This window comes from Arthrobacter sp. ok362, assembly GCF_900102785.1.
Classification (GTDB): domain Bacteria; phylum Actinomycetota; class Actinomycetes; order Actinomycetales; family Micrococcaceae; genus Arthrobacter.
In genome coordinates this window covers 131,433-149,210 of the sequence record NZ_FNGC01000002.1, presented here as the reverse complement: position 1 = coordinate 149,210, position 17,778 = coordinate 131,433, and the positions used below count along the sequence as shown (strand labels likewise).

General features: G+C 67.3%; 20 protein-coding genes and 1 pseudogene. 7 read left to right on the top strand and 14 right to left on the bottom strand.

Annotated features, from left to right (window positions below; genetic code table 11):
• Position 1 precedes the first annotated feature (1 nt).
• Together BLQ10_RS21945 and BLQ10_RS22930 are read left to right on the top strand one after the other, a co-directional pair.
• Positions 2-244, top strand: a complete 243-nt coding sequence (locus BLQ10_RS21945; protein WP_139164170.1) for a hypothetical protein — start codon at positions 2-4, stop codon at positions 242-244.
• An 81-nt stretch (positions 245-325) separates the two neighbouring features.
• Positions 326-583, top strand: a pseudogene (locus BLQ10_RS22930) (tryptophan-rich sensory protein); the annotation flags it as partial.
• Positions 584-689: 106 nt separating this feature from the next.
• Here BLQ10_RS22930 and BLQ10_RS03165 read toward each other — a convergent pair.
• The 3 genes from BLQ10_RS03165 to BLQ10_RS03155 all read right to left on the bottom strand — a co-directional run bounded on the left by BLQ10_RS03165 (position 690) and on the right by BLQ10_RS03155 (position 2,037).
• Positions 690-1,079 carry a hypothetical protein gene (locus BLQ10_RS03165; protein ID WP_091558306.1) on the bottom strand — a complete coding sequence of 130 codons (390 nt, stop codon included), beginning with the start codon at positions 1,077-1,079 and terminating at the stop codon, positions 690-692.
• A gap of 52 nt (positions 1,080-1,131) precedes the next feature.
• The gene (locus BLQ10_RS03160) at positions 1,132-1,545 is read right to left on the bottom strand and encodes a J domain-containing protein (protein WP_091558303.1); all 414 of its coding nucleotides are present in this window, start codon (positions 1,543-1,545) and stop codon (positions 1,132-1,134) included.
• Positions 1,546-1,611: 66 nt separating this feature from the next.
• Positions 1,612-2,037 carry an Hsp20/alpha crystallin family protein gene (locus BLQ10_RS03155; protein ID WP_091558827.1) on the bottom strand — a complete coding sequence of 142 codons (426 nt, stop codon included), beginning with the start codon at positions 2,035-2,037 and terminating at the stop codon, positions 1,612-1,614.
• A 141-nt stretch (positions 2,038-2,178) separates the two neighbouring features.
• Here BLQ10_RS03155 and BLQ10_RS03150 point away from each other — a divergent pair, with 141 nt between their 5' ends.
• Positions 2,179-2,466 carry a MerR family transcriptional regulator gene (locus tag BLQ10_RS03150; protein ID WP_091558300.1) on the top strand — a complete coding sequence of 96 codons (288 nt, stop codon included), beginning with the start codon at positions 2,179-2,181 and terminating at the stop codon, positions 2,464-2,466.
• A gap of 6 nt (positions 2,467-2,472) precedes the next feature.
• Here the strand turns inward: BLQ10_RS03150 and BLQ10_RS03145 are convergent, their stop codons facing one another.
• A complete protein-coding gene (locus tag BLQ10_RS03145) occupies positions 2,473-3,255 on the bottom strand; it encodes a phosphatase PAP2 family protein (protein ID WP_091558297.1) in 783 nt (260 codons plus the stop codon).
• Positions 3,256-3,637: 382 nt separating this feature from the next.
• Between BLQ10_RS03145 and BLQ10_RS03140 the strand changes: the two genes are divergently transcribed.
• Entirely contained in the window at positions 3,638-3,847 is a 210-nt protein-coding gene (locus tag BLQ10_RS03140; protein ID WP_091558295.1) for a hypothetical protein, read from the top strand.
• A gap of 104 nt (positions 3,848-3,951) precedes the next feature.
• Here the strand turns inward: BLQ10_RS03140 and manD are convergent, their stop codons facing one another.
• The 7 genes from manD to BLQ10_RS03105 all read right to left on the bottom strand — a co-directional run bounded on the left by manD (position 3,952) and on the right by BLQ10_RS03105 (position 11,473).
• On the bottom strand, positions 3,952-5,181 hold the full coding sequence (gene manD / locus BLQ10_RS03135; protein WP_091558292.1) for a D-mannonate dehydratase ManD: 1,230 nt from the start codon (positions 5,179-5,181) through the stop codon (positions 3,952-3,954).
• 116 nt (positions 5,182-5,297) lie between these two features.
• Positions 5,298-6,308, bottom strand: coding sequence for a sugar kinase (locus BLQ10_RS03130; protein ID WP_175558455.1), 1,011 nt, complete (start codon positions 6,306-6,308; stop codon positions 5,298-5,300).
• A complete protein-coding gene (locus BLQ10_RS03125) occupies positions 6,308-6,979 on the bottom strand; it encodes a bifunctional 4-hydroxy-2-oxoglutarate aldolase/2-dehydro-3-deoxy-phosphogluconate aldolase (RefSeq protein ID WP_091558825.1) in 672 nt (223 codons plus the stop codon). The genes BLQ10_RS03130 and BLQ10_RS03125 overlap by 1 nt, the downstream gene beginning before the upstream one ends.
• Positions 6,980-7,032: 53 nt before the next feature.
• Positions 7,033-8,181: a galactonate dehydratase gene (gene dgoD / locus BLQ10_RS03120; RefSeq protein WP_091558288.1), complete on the bottom strand. Its 1,149-nt coding sequence runs from the start codon at positions 8,179-8,181 to the stop codon at positions 7,033-7,035.
• Between the two features lie 7 nt (positions 8,182-8,188).
• Positions 8,189-9,100, bottom strand: coding sequence for a carbohydrate ABC transporter permease (locus BLQ10_RS03115; protein ID WP_254785378.1), 912 nt, complete (start codon positions 9,098-9,100; stop codon positions 8,189-8,191).
• Positions 9,097-10,050 (bottom strand): carbohydrate ABC transporter permease, encoded by a 954-nt coding sequence (locus BLQ10_RS03110; RefSeq protein WP_091558286.1) that lies wholly within the window; start codon positions 10,048-10,050, stop codon positions 9,097-9,099. The genes BLQ10_RS03115 and BLQ10_RS03110 overlap by 4 nt, the downstream gene beginning before the upstream one ends.
• 127 nt (positions 10,051-10,177) lie before the next feature.
• Entirely contained in the window at positions 10,178-11,473 is a 1,296-nt protein-coding gene (locus BLQ10_RS03105) for an ABC transporter substrate-binding protein (RefSeq protein WP_091558283.1), read from the bottom strand.
• A gap of 140 nt (positions 11,474-11,613) precedes the next feature.
• On the opposite strand from BLQ10_RS03105, the gene BLQ10_RS03100 reads away from it, so the two are divergent.
• Positions 11,614-12,363: a FadR/GntR family transcriptional regulator gene (locus BLQ10_RS03100; protein WP_091558281.1), complete on the top strand. Its 750-nt coding sequence runs from the start codon at positions 11,614-11,616 to the stop codon at positions 12,361-12,363.
• Positions 12,364-12,370: 7 nt separating this feature from the next.
• On the opposite strand, the gene BLQ10_RS03095 is transcribed toward BLQ10_RS03100, so the two are convergent.
• Together BLQ10_RS03095 and BLQ10_RS03090 are read right to left on the bottom strand one after the other, a co-directional pair.
• The gene (locus BLQ10_RS03095) at positions 12,371-13,402 is read right to left on the bottom strand and encodes an aldo/keto reductase (protein WP_091558278.1); all 1,032 of its coding nucleotides are present in this window, start codon (positions 13,400-13,402) and stop codon (positions 12,371-12,373) included.
• A 20-nt stretch (positions 13,403-13,422) separates the two neighbouring features.
• Complete coding sequence (locus tag BLQ10_RS03090; RefSeq protein WP_091558820.1) at positions 13,423-14,295, bottom strand: NAD-dependent epimerase/dehydratase family protein; 873 nt, start codon at positions 14,293-14,295, stop codon at positions 13,423-13,425.
• A 226-nt stretch (positions 14,296-14,521) separates the two neighbouring features.
• Here BLQ10_RS03090 and BLQ10_RS03085 point away from each other — a divergent pair, with 226 nt between their 5' ends.
• Positions 14,522-15,238, top strand: a complete 717-nt coding sequence (locus tag BLQ10_RS03085) for an SRPBCC family protein (protein ID WP_217635773.1) — start codon at positions 14,522-14,524, stop codon at positions 15,236-15,238.
• 83 nt (positions 15,239-15,321) lie between these two features.
• Here the strand turns inward: BLQ10_RS03085 and BLQ10_RS03080 are convergent, their stop codons facing one another.
• The gene (locus tag BLQ10_RS03080) at positions 15,322-16,686 is read right to left on the bottom strand and encodes a phosphoribosyltransferase (protein ID WP_091558274.1); all 1,365 of its coding nucleotides are present in this window, start codon (positions 16,684-16,686) and stop codon (positions 15,322-15,324) included.
• 351 nt (positions 16,687-17,037) lie between these two features.
• Here BLQ10_RS03080 and BLQ10_RS03075 point away from each other — a divergent pair, with 351 nt between their 5' ends.
• Positions 17,038-17,772 carry a GAF and ANTAR domain-containing protein gene (locus BLQ10_RS03075; RefSeq protein WP_091558271.1) on the top strand — a complete coding sequence of 245 codons (735 nt, stop codon included), beginning with the start codon at positions 17,038-17,040 and terminating at the stop codon, positions 17,770-17,772.
• The last annotated feature ends 6 nt before the right edge of the window (positions 17,773-17,778 follow it).

Below are 17,778 nucleotides of genomic sequence, written 5' to 3'. Positions count from 1 at the left end.
CATGACGACCCGATCGTCCGGACCTTATGCAGAAAACCGGAAACCCGCCCCCGTTGCCAACTGGTCCAAATTCTCACGGGCCGACGACGTGCAAATCCACCAACACGGACGACTCGTCGCTAGCGGGCGCATCGACATGCTGGCCGCTGACGGCAGCGTGCTTTGGTTCCATCTGGCGGACGGCAACGGACGCGCTCTATTTCTCCAGAGTGACGGCCTGAGAATTTACCGAAGCCACCGCTGAGCGGCCAACTGACGTAACAGCTTCATCCGAGGACCGTGCCGGTGCCAGGCGCTCCGGCCGCCAACAGCTGCACCGGACCAGGTGGCGCCTGCCCCCAGATATTCGGCTACCGCCAGGGTGACTGGTTCAGAGTGCAGAGGACTTCTGAAATCCGTGCAGGCGACTTCTGAAACTGACAGCTGGGCCTTCGGAGCGGTCTGGACGGTGCTTTATACGACCATGGCGGTGGCGGCGCGGCTTGTCTGGCGCCGGGGAACAGGGCTTCCCTCCGCGCGCGGCCGGGGCGCCATGACTGTCTACGGCATCCTGCTGCTCGTAAACCTCGCCTGGGCGCCCCTGTTCTTCGGAATGTACCCCATGGCGACTACCCCGAGGCCAACAACTGAACCCTGCCAGCAACTGATCTCCGACGTCGTTCCGGTCCCGCTTCCGTGGCCCCGGCCGCTCACGACACCGATGTCTCCGGCCCGAACAGGAAGACCTTGGCGTGCGCCACCGCCTTCCGGAAGGCGTCGTTCCGCAGCGCCAGGAGCTGCTCCGCCTCGTCCGCAGAGGGTTCCAGATACTCCGTGAAGCCGGGCCTCAAAACCCAGATATCACCCGCGGGCGGCAGGTAGAACACGCCGAAGGAACGGTGCTGGCTGTCGTCAGCCGTCCAGACCGGGACCACCGCCAGCGCCGCGCCCGTGTCGATGTTGATCCATTGTGCCCGGGGCAGCGGGGCCTCATGCGCCTCTGGGTCCAGGAAGGGCGCCGTTCCCTCGCCCCAGCGCTCCTCGAAGCGCTCGTGGAAGACCGGCAGCAGGTGCGAATCGTAACGGCGCCATTGGCTCATGACTGCTCTCCTCCTCAGTGGGTGGGGCTGGTGAGTGTGGCTTCGGCCCGGGTCAGTGGCCTCCGCGCAGGTGCGTCCCCGGCAAGGGTCCAGGTTCCCAGCGCACGGGGAGCACGCGCACAAGGGGTTCCGGACGCCGGATGATGCGCACGGGGATGTCGCGGCCGCCCCGACCGGCATGGTCGTTCTGGCCGCTCTCGTGGTTCAATGTGCTGCCCTGGACGCCGGGCCCCCAGCCGCTGGCGTCGTACTCCGCCCGGGTCCCGGCGTCCCGCAGCACGGCGAAAGCGTGCAGAATCGCGCCCGCGTCGCTGCCGTCGGGAGGGTCCATGTCCAACTGGCCGACATCGGGATGGCGCCGGCGCATCAGCGCCCGGAAGGCGCGCCCGATCTCCTGTCGGCTCGCCTCCGGGGAGACGCGCAACAGCGCATAGTAGCCCCGGGGGTCAGGGTTCCTGCCGGACATTCTCGCCCTCCGTTGCAGACAGCCGGAGCCGGCGCCGCGCTGAGTGCCCGGCGCCGGCCCTTGGGGCTATTTCCCGATCTCGTGCAGTTCGTCCTGCGAACGCATGATTTCAATCTTCCGCGGCTTGGCCCGCTCCGCCACGGGGATGCGGAGGGTCAAGACGCCGTCGGCGTAGTGCGCCTTGACGTCCTCCGTGTTCAGGGTGTCACCGAGGATCAACTGGCGGCTAAATACGCCGCGGGGGCGCTCCGAAACCGTCAGCTCCACGTTGGGCTGCGTCGGGTCCCGCCGCTCCGCCCGGACCGTCAGGACGTTGCGTTCAATATCGAGCCCAATCGAGTCGACGTTGACCCCCGGGAGGTCGAACGCGACGACGAATTCGTCGTCCTCCTGCCACGCGTCCATGGGCATGGCCGCAGGGCGTGCCACCGTCCCGAACACCTGCTGGGCGAGCCGGTCAAACTCACGGAACGGGTCCGTCCGAATCAACATCATTTCCCACTCCTTCAGTGCGATTTGGTCTAGGTTTCTTCTACAACCCACCGCCATTTTTCTATGGTGTTGGGTATAGATTTTTTATAGCACCGGTGAAACACTGATGCAAGGGCAAATTGCCGGAACAGGAGGGACACCATGGCGGACCGCAGCTCTGAGGCAGGCTTGTACGCAATCTCCGTGGTGGCGCAGCTGGTGGGCACGGGTCAGCAGAATATCCGGCTCTACGAGCGCCGGGGACTCCTCGCGCCGGACCGCACTGCGGGTGGCACCCGGCAGTACAGCGACGCCGACCTCGTGGTGCTGCGACGGATCGGCGAACTCCTGACCGAGGGCCTTAACCTGGCCGGCGTGGCCAAGGTGATGGAACTGGAGGCAGCCAACGCCCGGCTGCGGGCCGAGCTCAAGCGGGCGCGCAGCCGCTGACGGCGCTCAGTCCTGGCCGGTGTCCGCCGTCGACAGCGTTCCAGTGACCTGCTCCCCCGGGATCCGGGCCGTCCGCCAGGTGTCCAGCGCAATGACCCCGCCCAGAATCACGAGGGAGATGGAGAAGGCGCCCAGGGCATCGGTCAGCCAGTGGTAGCCGAGGTAGAGGCGGCTGATGGCTGCGAAGAACATGCCGATCCCCGCCACGATGAAGGCGACGACGGCGGACTTGGGGTTCTTCCGGCGCGAAAAGACGAGGTACGTGGTGACCAACAGGAAGTCGCACGCTCCCAGGACGTGGCCGGACGGAAAAGAGAAGGTGGAGTCGGCGCCGAAGAGCATCAGATCCAGCGGAGGCCGGTGGCGTTCCACGATGTGGCCAACGACCTGCGCCAGGATCACCCCGGTCAGCATGGCGCCGGCCAGGAGCATGGGCCGCCAGGCATGCTTGGCGACCAAGCCCCAGACCACTGTCACGATAAGGACGATGATCGGCAGTCCGATGGGGCCGAAGACGATCGCAAGAATGATCATGATGGTGGTGGTGGGTTCCCCGCGCAGGGTCAGGAGCCACAACCGCGCGGGCTCGTCCGCCGCCGAAATGCCATCGCGCTGCAGTACAGCTGTCAGAATCACGACGAACAGCACGACCCCCGCGATCATCAGGCCGACGGCGGTGCGGTAGAGATTCCGGCGCGCCGTCGCGCTCATGTACCGCTCTTCCACAACGAACTTTTCGTGGAAGGTCCGCCACCGACCCTGCGGTTTGCCTGTTTGAGCCTCTGCCATGTCGCCCTGCCACCTTTGCGCCGTGTTGTCGATAGTCCCCGCTGAAGATTATCCCCCTTATGTGCGCGGTGGTGGGCAAATGCCGACGACGCCCCGCGCCCTCAGCCGCGACGAGGCGCAGGAGGCACCGGACGGCAGCATCGCCTGCGTCCACGAGCATCTCTCGGCCTGCCCGCAGTGAGGCCGGGTGACCAGACTCACGGAGACAACCGGACTGGGAAGGATCCGCAGGTCAACCGCGGAGCCTGCAAACGTGCGGGCATCTGGCGCGGCATGGCCTCCAAGCAGACACGGCGTGGTAATTTGACGCGTGAATAAATATGACGTTAGTGTTCCTGAATCCATTGGGGCCGACTAGAAGTACTCCAAGAAAGACAGAGCGATGACCACGATTACCGAGTCCATTGAGATCCAAGTCGACAACCGGCACGTCCTCGACGAACGACTCAACGACGCCGTCCACGGGCTGCAGCAGCTCGCCATGACCACGGGGACGCACGGCATTCTGCTCACGCGGCACAAGCCGGGCCACTACACCGCGGCCCTCTCCGACCAGGTCCCCTTCGGCGTGACCCGCGAGCTCGTTCACTGAGCCACCGGTATACCGGACGCTGAGAGCCGGACTTAAAAGAGCCAGGTCCCGGGCGGCAGAGCATCGACTCGCCGCCCGGGACCTTTTTTGTGTTTCAGGGACGGTTACCAGTCGTGAACGGTGCCGTCGACGAGGCGGTTGTAGGGCAGGTAGGCCTGCTGGTAGGGGAACGCGGCGGCGGCTTCTTCGTTGAATTCGACGCCGATGCCGGGTTTGTCGCCCGGGTGCAGGTAGCCGTCCACGAACGTCATGGACTGCTCGAAGACCTCGTTCGTCTTATCCGAGTGCTGCATGTATTCCTGGATCCCGTAGTTGTGGATCGCCAGGCCGACGTGCAGCTGGGCGGCGAAGCCGACAGGGGAGATGTCGGTGGGGCCGTGGAAGCCGGACTTGATCTGGTACTGCGCGGCGAAGTCCATCACCTTCTTCAGCGGGCTGATCCCGCCGAAGTGGGTGGACGCGGCCCGGACGTAGTCGATCAGCTGTTCCTTGATCAGGCTCTGGTAGTCGTAGACGGTGTTGAAGATCTCCCCGATCGCCAGCGGGGTGGTGGTGTGCGCCCGGACCAGGCGCAGGGCCTCCTGGTTTTCGGCCGGGGTGCAGTCCTCGAGCCAGAACAGGTCGTAGGGTTCCAGCGCCTTGCCCAGCTTCGCGGCCTGGATCGGGGTCATCCGGTGGTGCCCGTCGTGCAGCAGCGGGATTTCCGGGCCGAACTCGTTCCGCACGGCCTCGAACACGGTGGGCAGGTGCCGCAGGTACGCGCGGGTGTCCCAGTCCTCCTCCTGCGGGAACGCCCCGCGCCCGGCCGGTTCGTAGTCGTACCGCTCCCCCGAGGCCTGCGCCTGGGCCGCGACGCCGTAGACGGCCTTGATCCCCGGGACCGCGGTCTGGATCCGGATCGACTTGTAGCCGAGCTCCAGGTGCTCCCGGACCGAGTCGAACAGGGAGGGGAGGTCCGCGCCGGAGGCGTGCCCGTACGCGCGCAGCCCGTTCCGGGACGCCCCGCCGAGCAGCTGGTAGACCGGCATCCCGGCCAGCTTGCCCTTGATGTCCCACAGCGCCATGTCCACCGCGGCGATCGCGGCCATCGTGACCGGGCCGCGGCGCCAGTACGAGGACCGGTACAGGAACTGCCAGGTGTCCTCGATCCGGTGCGGGTCCTTGCCGATCAGCAGCTGCGCGACGTGCTCCTTCAAATACGCGGCGACCGCGAGCTCGCGCCCGTTCAGGGTCGCGTCCCCGATCCCGGTCACCCCGTCCTCGGTGGTGATCCGCAGGGTCACGAAGTTCCGGGAGGGGCTGGTCACGAAGACTTCAGCGGCAATGATTTTCACAACAGGTCCTTTTCTTCTCTTTCGGGGGATGTCTTGGCCGGTGAACGGGCGGCCGGCCAGCCGCCCGGAGTGCGGTCAGCCGCCCGCGGCGGCCCGGCCAGCCGCCCGGGGTGGGGTCAGCGCTGCGTGGTTCCGCCCGGGGTGCTCCCGAGCAGTGCCAGCTCGGCGCGGCCCGGCAGGCCTTCCCAGTCCCCGGCGGTGCTGACGGCAAAGGCTCCCGCCAGGACCCCGCGCTGCAGGCGGCCGGCAACGTCGGCGCCGTCGAGCAGGGCCGAGAGGTAGCCGGCGGTGAAGGCGTCCCCGGCCCCCACGGTATCGATGCTGGTCACGGAGACGGCGGGCGCCTCCCAGCGCCCGTCGGCGGTGTGGACGCCGGCGCCGTCGGCGCCGCGCTTGACCACGACTTCCCGGACCCCGCGGTCCAACAGTTCGGCGGCCATGGCTGTTTCGGCAGCGACCGCACCGGCGTCGGGGTCCCCTGTTCCAGCCGGGACCGCCGCGACCAGCCCGAGTTCGTCGTCGGAGGCGATCACGATGCTGGCGTGCCGGGTGAGCGGTGTGAGCACGGCGCGGGCCTCCTCCCGGGACCAGAGCTTGCTGCGGTAGTTGACGTCGAGGGAGACCGCCATGCCGTCGGCGGCGGCACGCTCGGCCGCGTACTCCACGGCCTTGCGGGCATCGGGGCTGAGGGCGGCAGTGATGCCGGTCAGATGCAGGATCCGGGCCCCGGCCGTCAAGGCACGGTCCAGGTCCTCCCGGCCGAGGGTGGACCCGGCGGAACCGGCGCGGTAGTAGAAGGCCCGGGTGACATCCGCCGTGCGTTGTTCGAGGAACATCACGCCGGTGTTCCGCGCGGCGTCAATCCGGTGCCGCAGCCCGATCCCCTCGGCGCGCAGTTGGCGCAGGATGTACTCGCCGTGCGGGTCGGCGCCGACCACCCCGGCCCAGGTGACGCTGTGCCCGAGCCGGGCGATCCCGACGGCGACGTTCGATTCGGCCCCGGCCACGTGCATGCCCAGGCTGCCGCCGGCGGACAGCGGGCCGGTGGACCGCAGGGAGACCATGGACTCGCCAAACGTCAGCAGGTCAACGGCCTGCGGGGCGGAAGCGCTGTCGACGGCGGCCATCACCGGAGGCTCTCCGCACGCGGGCGGCCAAATTCGGCGGCCAGGGCCACGAAAGCGCGGGCCCGTTCCCTCATCGGGACAAGGTCGCCGCCGGAGCCGGTGTCGCCGAACAGCGGTCCGCCGAGCCCGACGGCGATCGCGCCGGCTTCCCAGTAGCCCGCTGCTTCATCCAGCCCGACGCCGCCGACGGCGATGAACGGGATCCCCGGGAAGGGATCGCGGAGCGCCTTAAGGTAGCCCGGTCCGCCGATGGAGGCCGGGAAGAGCTTGACCGCGGTGGCGCCCCGGTTCATGGCTTCGTAGGCCTCGCTGGGAGTCAGTGCACCGGCCAGCACCGGCAGTCCCAGCCGGGCGGATTCGGCGATCGACTCTGCCAGCGACGGGGTCACGATGAACTGGCCGCCCGCCCCGGCGACCCGGTCAACGTCCTGGGCCGTCAGCACTGTTCCGGCGCCGACGAAGCAGTCCGTCGGGGCGGCCGCGCGGACCTCGCGGATCGCCTCGAGCGCCCCCGGTGTGGTGAGCGCAATTTCGACGTACCGGAAGCCCTCCTCCATCGCCGCGAGGGCTGCCTTCGCCGCGGCTGCCCCGTCCGTGCCGCGCACAATTGCCACCAGCCGGGTCTCCCGGATGCCGGCGAGCAGCGATCCGGGCGTCAAGGTGTTCTCCATGTCAGGCTTCTCCTTCGTCGAGGCGTTCAGGGCCGGGCTCACAGTTCCGGCGTTCACCACTCGGCGAACGCGCCGTCGGGGTGCCGCCAGACGGGACCGCGCCAGGCGTGCCCGCGCTTGTCCGCGGCACGGACCACGGCCTCATCGATCTCGATGCCCAGGCCCGGGCCGGTGAGCCGTTCGATGTGTCCATCCACGAACTTGAGCGGGGACTTGTCCACCACGTAGTCCAGGACTTCTGCGCCCTGGTTGTAGTGGATGCCGATGCTTTGTTCCTGGATCAGGAAGTTGGGTGTCGCGAAGCCCACCTGCAGGCAGGCGGCCAGGGCCAGCGGGCCCAGCGGGCAGTGCGGGGCGAGCTGGACCTCGTAGATTTCGGCGAGCGAGGCGATCTTGCGGACCTCGGTGATGCCGCCGGCATGGGAGAGATCCGGCTGGGCCACGGCGATGCCGGCCTGCAGCGCGGGCAGGAATTCCTGCCGGCTGTAGAGCCGCTCGCCGGTGGAGACCGGCGTCGTGGTGGAGGAGGTGAACTCGCGCAGCAGGTGCGTGTTTTCCGGGACTACCGGTTCTTCGAGGAAGAAGGGCCGGTACGGCTCCAGCAGGGGCGCCACCCGGCGGGCGTTGGCGAGGCTGAAGCGGCCGTGGAAGTCGACGGCGACGTCGCGGTGGTCGCCGAGGACCTCACGGGCCGCCGCCACCCGGCGGACGACGCCGTCGAGCTCGGCCACGGAGGCGATGGGGCTCATCCGGCCGCTGGCGTTCATCTTGACGGCCGTCAGCCCGACCTCCAGCTGCGCGCTGATCTGGTCGGCCACCTCGTTGGGCTCATCCCCGCCCACCCAGCCGTACATCCGGATCCGGTCCCGGACGTGCCCGCCGAGAAGCTGGTGCACGGGGGTGTTGAAGTGCTTTCCCGCGATGTCCCAAAGGGCCTGGTCCAGGCCGGACACGGCGCTGGCCAGGATGGGCCCGCCGCGGTAGAAGGAGCCCTTGGTCATGACCTGCCAGTGGTCCTCGATCCGGAGCGCATCGTTGCCGATCAGCAGCTCCGAGAGCTGCTCGACGGCGGTGCGCACGGTTTCGCTGCGGCCTTCGCAGCTCGCCTCGCCCCAGCCGACAATCCCGCTGTCCGTCTCGATCCGGACGAAGAGCCAGCGCGGCGCGACTAGGAACGTTTCAATCCTGCTGATGAGTGTCATGTGCTGCCTAGCCCTTGGTCGCGCCGGCGGTGAGGCCGGACACGATGTACTTCTGCGTGAAAAGCGCAATGATCATGATCGGGATGGTGACCACGGTGGCGGCCGCCATCAGTCCTCCCCAGTCGATGCTGGCGTAGGAGACGAAGTCGAAGATCGCGACCGGAAGGGTCTTGGTCTTGGAGCCGCTGAGCACCAGGGCGAACATGAAGTTGTTCCACGAGAAGATGAAGGACAGGATGCCGGCGGTGGCGATGCCGGAAACCGAGAGCGGCAGGGTGATGCGGCGGAAGGCGCCGATCGGGGTCAGGCCGTCCACCTGGGCCGATTCCTCCAGCTCCAGCGGCAGGGAATCGAAGTAGCTCATCATGATGTAGACGATCAGCGGCAGCGAGACGAACATGTGGCTGAGGATCAGCACCTCGAAGCCGCCCACCATCTTCAGGTTGGAGAAGACGTAGTACCAGGGCACCAGCAGCGAGACGCCGGGGATCACGCGGGCCATCAGGACCACGAGCGCCGAGCGGTGCATGGTGAAGCGGCTCATGGCGTAGGCGGCCGGCACGCCCAGGACCAGCGACAGGGCCGTGGAAACGAAGGCCACCCAGAAGCTGTTGAAAATGAAGACGAAGTAGTTGTTCCGCTGCAGCACATTGGCGTAGTTCTCGCCTGTGGGGGTGAAGAAGAACGACTTGCCGGTGTCGTAGATGTCCACGTTGGTCTTGAAGGAGGCCAGCAGCATCCAGAACAGCGGGGCGATCAGGAACAGCACCACGGCCACCAGCGCGGCGACGCGGAACACCTTGTACGCGCGGGTGCCCGCGGGCTTCCGACGGCGCCGGTCCGCCTTGGTCGGCACGGCGGTGGCGGTTTGGGGTTCGGTGTTTTCAGTGTCTTCTGCGTTTTCTGACAGAACGGTCATTTGCTTACCGCTTTCTTGCGCATGGTCAGCAGCCACATGGAGCCGATGATGATCATGAAGAACAGGATCAGCACCGCGGAGGAGAGCCCGTACTGGTTGTAGTCGAAGCTCAGCCCGTAGGCGTAGACGTTGAGCGTCTCCACTTCGTGGAAGGACCCGCCGCCCTTGCCCTTGGTGGCGTAGAGGATGTCGAAGGTCTTCAGGGCGTCTATGCCCCGGAGCAGGATGGCGACGATCACGGTCGGCATCATGAGAGGCAGCGTGATGAAGAAAAAGCGCTGGAAGGCGTTGGCGCCGTCCATCCGGGCCGCCTCGTCAGGCTCCTCGGAGAGGGAGGTCAACCCGGCCAGCAGGATCAGGACCACCATGGGGGTCCACTGCCACACGTCCATGAAGATGGTGGTGCCGAGCGCCGTGTCCTGGCCTGAGAGCCAGGGCTGGGCGGGAATGCCGACCATGCCGAGCAGCTGGTTGACGAAGCCGATGTTGGGATCGAAGATCAGCCGCCACATCATGCCGACCGCCACGGGGGTGGCGACGAGCGGGAGCAGGATAGCCACGCGGACCCACTTTTCGCCACGGAACGGGCGCCACAGCAGCAGCGCGATGCACATGCCGAGCACCACCTCGCAGACGAGGGCAACGCCGGTGAAGCTCAGCGTGCGGCCGACGGCGGGCCAGAAGCGTTCGACGTCGGACAGGACCGTGAGGTAGTTCTGCACGCCGACAAACTCGGAGGCAGCCCGGACAGAGCCCTGCGAATCGGTCAGGCTCAGGTACAGGGTCCAGGCCAAGGGGAAGACGATCAGGACGCCGACGAAGATCATGGCGGGAGCGGCGAACAGCCACTTGCGGTGCCGGTTGGCCCAGCCCGAGAAGTTCTCGCGTGCACTACGTGTGCGGGCGGCCTTCCGGGATGGCGCGCTGCGGGGAGGGGTCAATACAGACATGGTTCACCTAAGGAGTTGGGGGTGAAGTGAAGAGCTGGCCGCGGCGGGACGGCAGCGGACTGCCGGCCCGCCGGGCTGGATTGTGCGTCACTCGGGTAGTGCGGCAGGCGCGTAACGCGCCAGCCACCTACTTCTTTTCGCTGTCCAGGAACTTCTGGAAGGCCTCCTGCGCCGTGTCGGCAGCCGCGGAAGCGTCAGAGCCGGTGATGGTGGAGACGATCGGGCCGCCCACGATCTCGCGGGCCTTGCCTACGGTGACAACCTCGGGACGGTCGTGCCCGACGCCGTTCTTGGCGCTGGCGGAGATGGCCTCGGCGAGGTCCTTCGGGTAGGTGGAGGTTCCGGCCGGGTCAGCCCAGACCGAAGCACGGGGTCCGGGGACACCGGCTTTCTGTGCCTCGAGGGTGCGTTCCTTGCTGGTGGCCCACTGGATGAACTTCCAGGCGTTGTCCTGGTTGCTTGATGCCTGGTTGATGGCGAGGCCCCAAGACGGGATGTTGTACGGCTTGGAACCCGCGGGGCCGGCGGGCAGCGGGGCGAACCCGACCGTGTCGGCGACCTTGGACTTGGCCGGGTCGGTGGCGTTCTTGTAGAGCGAGTCGGCCTCAGTGTAGAAGGCAGCCTTGCCCTGCGTGAAGATCGCCATCGCCTCGGGCCAGCTCATGTCGGTGCTGACGTTGGCGGGGCCGTAGTTCTTGATCAGTCCGCCGTAGAACGAATAGGCCTTCTTGGCGGCGTCGGAGTTCACGGCGGACTTGCCGCTGGCGTCGGTGAAGTCGCCGCCGAAGCTGTACAGGAAGCTGGAGAACTGAGTGACGGCGGCGGACTTGCCCGTGCGGGCCACGAATCCGGCCGTGCCCGGGGAGGAAGCCTTGATGGCCTTGGCCGCGGCTTCGAGCTCGTCCATGGTCTTGGGAACCGCCAGGCCGGCGGCCTTCAGCAGGTCCTTGCGGTAGTACAGGACTTCGCGCTCGGTGATGATCGGGACGCCGACCACCTTGCCGTCAGCGGTAGTGGCCTTGACGGGGCCCTCCTGGTAGTCCTTCCAGTCCCAGTTGGCGTCCGAGGAGACCTTGGACGTCAGGTCCGCCAGGTAGCCGTTCTTCGCGAACGCCTTGCCTTCCTGGAGCGGGCGGTACATCATCACGTCGATCTCGTCGCTGCCGGCGTTGAGTTTGACGTTGTACTGGTCCGAGAGCTGGTCTTCGCCGAGTTGGGTCAACTCGACCTTGAGTCCGCTGGACTTCTCGAATTCCGGAATGGCCGCCTTGATGCCTTCGGTCCAGACATGGTTCGCGAGGGTGACCCGGACGGTGCCGGAGGTCTTGGCGTCGCTGCTGCCGCTGGCGCCGCCGCAGGCAGTCAGCCCCAGGGACAGGACCGCGGCGACAGCCGCGTACTTCGCAATTGAACGTCGCTTCATTACGACTTCCTTTGATTTTCAGGGCTGGGCGTCTCTGTCCAGCCAGCTGCAAATGCATCTTTACATCTGCTCTGGAAGCGATCTTAGGTAAATAAAGCAGATTTATACAAGCCCTTGTGGCCCGCCAGTATGATTTATTTATGAAAACTCCAAAGGCGGAGCCAACAGCAGACCTGCATTCCGTGCTGGTCCAGAACCTCGGGCTGGCCATCGCCGAAGGGACGCTGGCGCCACACTCGATCCTGCGCCTGGACGAACTTGAGGCCCAGCACAAGGTCTCCCGGTCCGTGGTGCGGGAAGCCACCCGCGTGCTGTCCTCCAAGGGAATGCTGGAGTCGCGGCGGCGGCTGGGGACGGTGGTGCAGCCGGAGGAGTCATGGAATGCGTACGACCCCCAAGTGATCCGCTGGCGGCTCGCATCCTCAAAGCGGCTGGAGCAATTGCGGGCCCTGAACGAGCTCCGCGGAGCAATTGAACCGCAGGCTGCCCGGCTCGCCGCCGAGAGGGCATCCTGGGATGCCGGCAGCGACCTCGTCTCCCTGGCCGCAAGGCTGTGGGCGTCAGGCCAGCGCGCGGACCGGGTCGAGTTCCTCCGGCTCGACATCGAGTTCCATGCGGCGGTGCTCCGGGCCTCCGGCAACGCCATGTTTTCCCAGCTGCACAACCTGGTCACCGAGGTGCTGACCGGGCGCACCGAGCACGGCCTCATGCCGCACCTGCCACACCACGAGGCCCTCCAGCTGCACGTGGATGTGGCCAGCGCCATTCAGCGCGGCGAGGCGGACGCCGCGCACGCCGCCATGAGCAGGATCGTGGAGCAGTCCACCGAGGAAATGGGCGACATCTGGTCCAGCTATCACGCCGGCGGCCCCGCCTCCCCTGAGACCTAACGCTTGGTTAGCGGCCGCCCACGAGCTTCCGGCTGCGCTGCTCCTGGGCCATGGGCCCGTACGGATAGACGCCGACGCGCGGCTGGCTGACCTCGGTCAGCCGCTCCGTCTCGCCCGGGGTGAGCCGGAGATCCGCTGCCGCGAGATTGTCCGCCAGCTGCCCGGTGGTTCGGGCACCCAAGATCACCGAGGTGACCGCCGGCCGGTCCGCCAGCCAGGCCAGCGCCACCTGGGAGGCGCTCACGCCATGACGCCCGGCGGTTTCCTCCACCTCGGCAACCACGCCCCAGGTGCGTGGATCGGCGTTGCGGGCCTCCCAGGCCTCCATTCCCCGTTTCGGATTTTCGCCAAGACGCGTGGCCCCGGCGGGCGGCTGGTCGCGCTTGTACTTGCCGGACAGCCACCCGCCACCGAGCGGCGACCATGGCAGCAGTCCGATCCCGGCGTCGAGCGAGGCCGGCACAACTTCCGACTCGATCTCGCGGACCAGCAGGCTGTACTGGGGCTGCAACGTCACCGGGGCACTCCAGCCATGGGCCTTCGCCACATGGACAGCCTTGGTCAACTGCCAGCCCAGGAAGTTGGAGAAGCCGTAGTAGGCGATCTTGCCGCCGGTGACGGCGTCGTGCAGGAACCGGAGGGTCTCCTCAAGGGGCGTGATCGGATCCCACGCGTGCAGCTGGTAGAGGTCGATCTGCTCTACGCCCAGCCGGCGCAGCGAGTCATCCAGCGCGCGGACCAGATGCCGGCGGGAAGTTCCGACGTCGTTGGGAGCCTGGCCCATCGGGAAGCGGCCCTTCGTGGCCACAACCGCCCGGTCCCGGACGTCCGGCCGGTCCGCCAGCCACCGGCCGATGATTTCCTCCGACACCCCCGAGCTGTAGACGTCGGCGGTGTCGATGAAGTTGCCGCCCGCCGCGAAGTAGACATCCAGGATGGCGCGGGACTGCTCCTCGGTGGCCTCGGCGCCAAAAGTCATGGTGCCCAGCGCGTAGTTGGAGACGACGGCGCCGCTGTTGCCCAGGGTGCGGTATTGCATGGAACTCCTCGAGTTTGGGGTCAGTCTTCCGTGGGGGTGGTGCGCAGCGGGTGGTAAGTCCGCCAGGTGTGCTCGGGCGCGTAGCCCAGCAGCCGCTTGGCCTTGTCGATCGAAAGCATGGTCTCGTGCTCGCCCAGATCCTTGACCACTTTCACGTTGGGGAACACCTCGGCCGCGAGGCTGGCGCTGGAGCGGCCCATCACGGTGTCGTCGTTGGCGATGATGAACGCCTCGAAGCCGGGCTTGCCGTGCTCCAGGGCCCGGGCCACGGCCTGCGCGCCGTCCCGGCCGTCAATGTAGCCCCAGAGATTCCACTTGCGCAGCCTCGCGTCGTGGTCGAAGGAGGGGAAGTCCTCATAGTCCTCCGGGTCCATCACATTGGAGAACCGCAGGCCCGTGATGCTCAGATCCGGGTCCCAGCGGGTCAGCTGGATGGCCATCTGCTCCTCAAGGTGTTTGACCAGGGAGTACGTGCTTTCCGGCCGGGCCGGGTAGTCCTCGTCCACCGGGATGTAGGGAGGGTCGACGTCGAACGGCAGCCCCAGCACGGTCTCACTGGACGCGTAGACGATTTTCTTGATCCCGGCCCGGCGGGCGGCCTGGAACACGTTGTAGGTGGACTGCATGTTGTTCTCGAACGTGGCCGCGTCCGGGACAAGGCCCGGTGCAGGAATAGCAGCCAGATGCACCACCGCGTCAAAGCCGGCATGGCGGTCCTCCAGGCCAAGGAACACATCCACCACCTGGCCGTAGTTGCGTAGGTCCACCTCCGCAAACCCGGGCCTGCGCGCGCCCGTCCGGTCCAGGTTGGTCACCTCGTGCCCGTCATCGCTGAGCCGGCGCACGACGCTTCGGCCCAGCTTTCCGCTTCCTCCGGTAACAGCAACTCTCATCAGGAACTCCTCGGGTGGCAGGCTTTGCTGACCGTCATGGTCCGGCACGTGGTCCGGCATCTGCTCCGGTGCCGGCGGTCACCGTTCCACCCTAAGGGGAGGCGGGCGCGGTGCCCAGCCCCGCGTGACTTTCGGCCCTAGGCAGTCCCTGGACCGGGCGGCAGGCTGGGTCCATGAACCGTGACCAGCGCGTTGTCGTGGACGCGCACGCCAATAGGACCACGGAATGAACCACCCAGGACGCCCGCCGGAAAGGCGGCCGGTGGCGCGTGCTCCCGGCCGGTTGCGCGGACCGCTCGCGGCGCTGGCCGCGGCATCGGCCGGCGCGGCATACGTCCTGGCTGTCCGGCCACGGCTCCTGCGCTGGGGGGCCACCACCCAGGAGGCCGCCGGGCCGCTCGCCGGAGACGAGATCGTGCCCGCCCCGCGCATGCAAAGCACCCGTGCAGTGACTATTGCGGCCCCGGCCTCAGACGTCTGGCCGTGGCTTGTCCAGTTGGGCGCCGGGCGCGGCGGCTTTTACTCCTACGATCGGCTCGAAAAAACCACGGGTCTGGGCATCCGGAGTGCGGACAGGATTCTCCCGGAACTGCAGCGTCTGAAAGTGGGCGACATCGTTCCGTTGTCCCCCGACGGCGGCCTGCCGGTCAGGCTTCTCGAGTCCGGGGCCGTGCTGGGGCTGGGCGGATCCATCGACTTGCGTACGGGGAAGATGTCGCCGCCCGGCGTCCGTCCTACCGGGCGCCGGCTGGACATCGGCTGGACGTTCGTGGTGCGGCCTGTGGGTCCCGAGGCCACCAGGCTCCTGTCACGCACCCGGTACGACTATTCGCCCCTGGCCGAGGGGCTGGCTCTGCGCATGCTGCTGGAACCTGTGCAGTTCCTAATGGAGCGGCGGATGCTTCTGGGGATCCGCAACAGGGCCGAGGGCCGCCGGAGCTAGGGTCCGCGGCGTCCGTGTCCCCGATGATCCTGCGGCTCACGCGGTTCGTCGAGGTCTGGCGCCTTCAGACGCCCCGGCCGCCCTCAGACCCCCGCGGCGCGCGGATTGGTAGTGTTCGGGGCCAGCATGTAGTCGACAAACCAGTCCCGCGCCAGGATGGCCGCCGCCGCGAGCGTACCGGGTTCTTCAAACAAGTGGGTCGCCCCCTGCACGACAGCGAGCTGGCTGGGGCAGCGCATCATCGCCTTCGCCCGTCGGTTGAGCTCCAGGACTTCGTGGTCCAAGCTCCCCACGATCAGGAGCGTGGGCGCTGTCACGGCGGACAACCGGGGGCCGGCAAGATCCGGGCGGCCCCCGCGGGACACGACGGCCGCGATCCGCGCCGACGGCTCCGACGCCGCCCACAGCGCAGCCCCGGCGCCCGTGCTCGCACCGAAGTAACCCACAGCGCAAGAGGCCGTGTCTGCCCGGGTGGAAAGCCAGTCCGTTGCTGAGGACAGCCTGCGGGCCAGGAGTTCGATGTCAAAGACGTTGGCGCGGCTGCGCTCCTCCGCGGTGGTCAGCAGGTCCAGCAGCAGCGTACCGAGACCAGCCTGCTGCAGGAGACCGGCCACGTAGCGGTTCCGGGGGCTGTGGCGGCTGCTGCCGCTGCCGTGGGCGAACAGCACCACGGCCCGGGCCGGCACCGGAAGATGGAGCTGCGCCTGGATCCGCACCGCGCGGGACGGGATCTCTACTTCCTCGTCGACGTCGGCGGCGCTGTCGGCGCGGGCAGCCGCCGACGCCCAGAAGGGTGGCGGCGAGGCCTCGACGCGTTTGGCCGCAAGATCGAGCAGGCGCAGCACCTCGTCGTCGTCAGTCGGCGAGAAGTCCCGGTAGTGGTATCCGACGGCGGTGAACTGGCGCGGCGTCGCCAGGCAGACCACTTCGTCCGGTTCTGTCAGGTTGGCGAGGGTCTCCGCGGGGGCAACCGGAACGGCCAGGATCACGCGCGCCGCGCCCTGTTTGCGGGCGACCCTGCAGGCCACGCGGGCGGTGGAGCCGGTGGCAATCCCGTCGTCGACGATCACCGCGATGCGTCCGGTCAGGTCGTGCCTGGTCCGGCCCTTCCGGAACAGGACGAGCCGGTTTTCCAACGCGGCGCGTTCGTGCTCTTCAACGGCCTGCAGTTCCTCGCCGCCGACCCGTGAATGGGCCAGGACCTCCTCGTCCAGGACCTTGGCACCGCCTTCACCAATCGCCCCCATGGCGAGCTCGGGCTGGTAGGGAAGTCCGAGTTTCCGCACCACAATCACGTCCAAGGGAGCGTTCAGGGCGGCGGCGACTTCGAAGGCTACGGGCACACCGCCGCGCGGCAGGCCCAGGACCACAATGTCCTGGCCACGCAATTCCGCCAGACGACGGCCGAGCTGCCTGCCGGCGTCGACCCTGTCTTCAAAAATGCTCATGGGATATGGCTTTCAAGTCGAAACGTGGGCCATCGGCCATCAGTCGTGTGCTGCTGAAACTGGTGCGCTCCTGCGGGTTCCCCAAACCCGAAATGGACCAGGTGGCCGCTGCATCCAACTATCCGCCCGCGGCCGAAGCCCGGTGAGGGCCTTTATGCCCGATTTTGCGCCTGCGTACCGACCCGCCCCGCGGCTGACGAGCAGTGGTTCGGATGTATATACTCTCTCGGTACGGTTTTGCAGCGAGCCGTTGGATTGTTCTTCGATCCGGCCGCTGCCGTATCCGCCACTTGCCGCGGTGGGAAGCGCCGCCGGGTCGTCTTGACCTGAGTGAAACGGCACAACAGATAAGTGGTCAGCGAGTCAACCGCAAATTCAATAAACCAGCAGCTGCATGAACTGGTGCTCAGCAGCTCCGACGTCGAGGAGTTCCTCTGCGGGCTCGCTCGTGTGTCCGCGCGCAGCCTCTCCGAGCCCGGGGACGAGATCCTGTGCGGCGTCACGCTCCTTCGGCAACGGAAGGCGGCCACCGTCGCCAGCAGCAGCCCCGCCGCGCAGGCAATGGACGAAATCCAGTACACCTTCGGCGACGGCCCCTGCATGACGGCTTCCCGGGAACAGCGAACCGTCCACGTTGAGGACCTTGAACTCGATGATCGCTGGCCGCAGTACGCCGCGACGGTGCGCGGACACGGCTTCCGGTCCATCCTGGCGCTGCCGTTCCTGCTCGAAGGCGAAACCCGGGCCGCCTTGAACCTGTATTCGCACCGGCCGGGCCGGTTCGATGAACGTGCCACGGAACTGGCCCGTGATTTTGTCCACCAGACATCCATGGCCCTGCGGCTCGCGGTCCGGTTCGCGCACAGCAGCGAGACGGCCGCCAACCTCAAGGCCAGCCTGGAAACGCGGACCGCGATCGACGTTGCCGTCGGCATCATCATGGCGCAGAACCGCTGCAGCCAGGACGAGGCGTTCGAGCTCTTGAAGTCGGCGTCCAGCGCCCGGAACATCAAGCTCCACGTCGTCGCGGCCGGGGTGGTCGAGTCACTCGGCCAGGGCCCCGCCCGGACACACTTCGAGGTCTAACCCGGC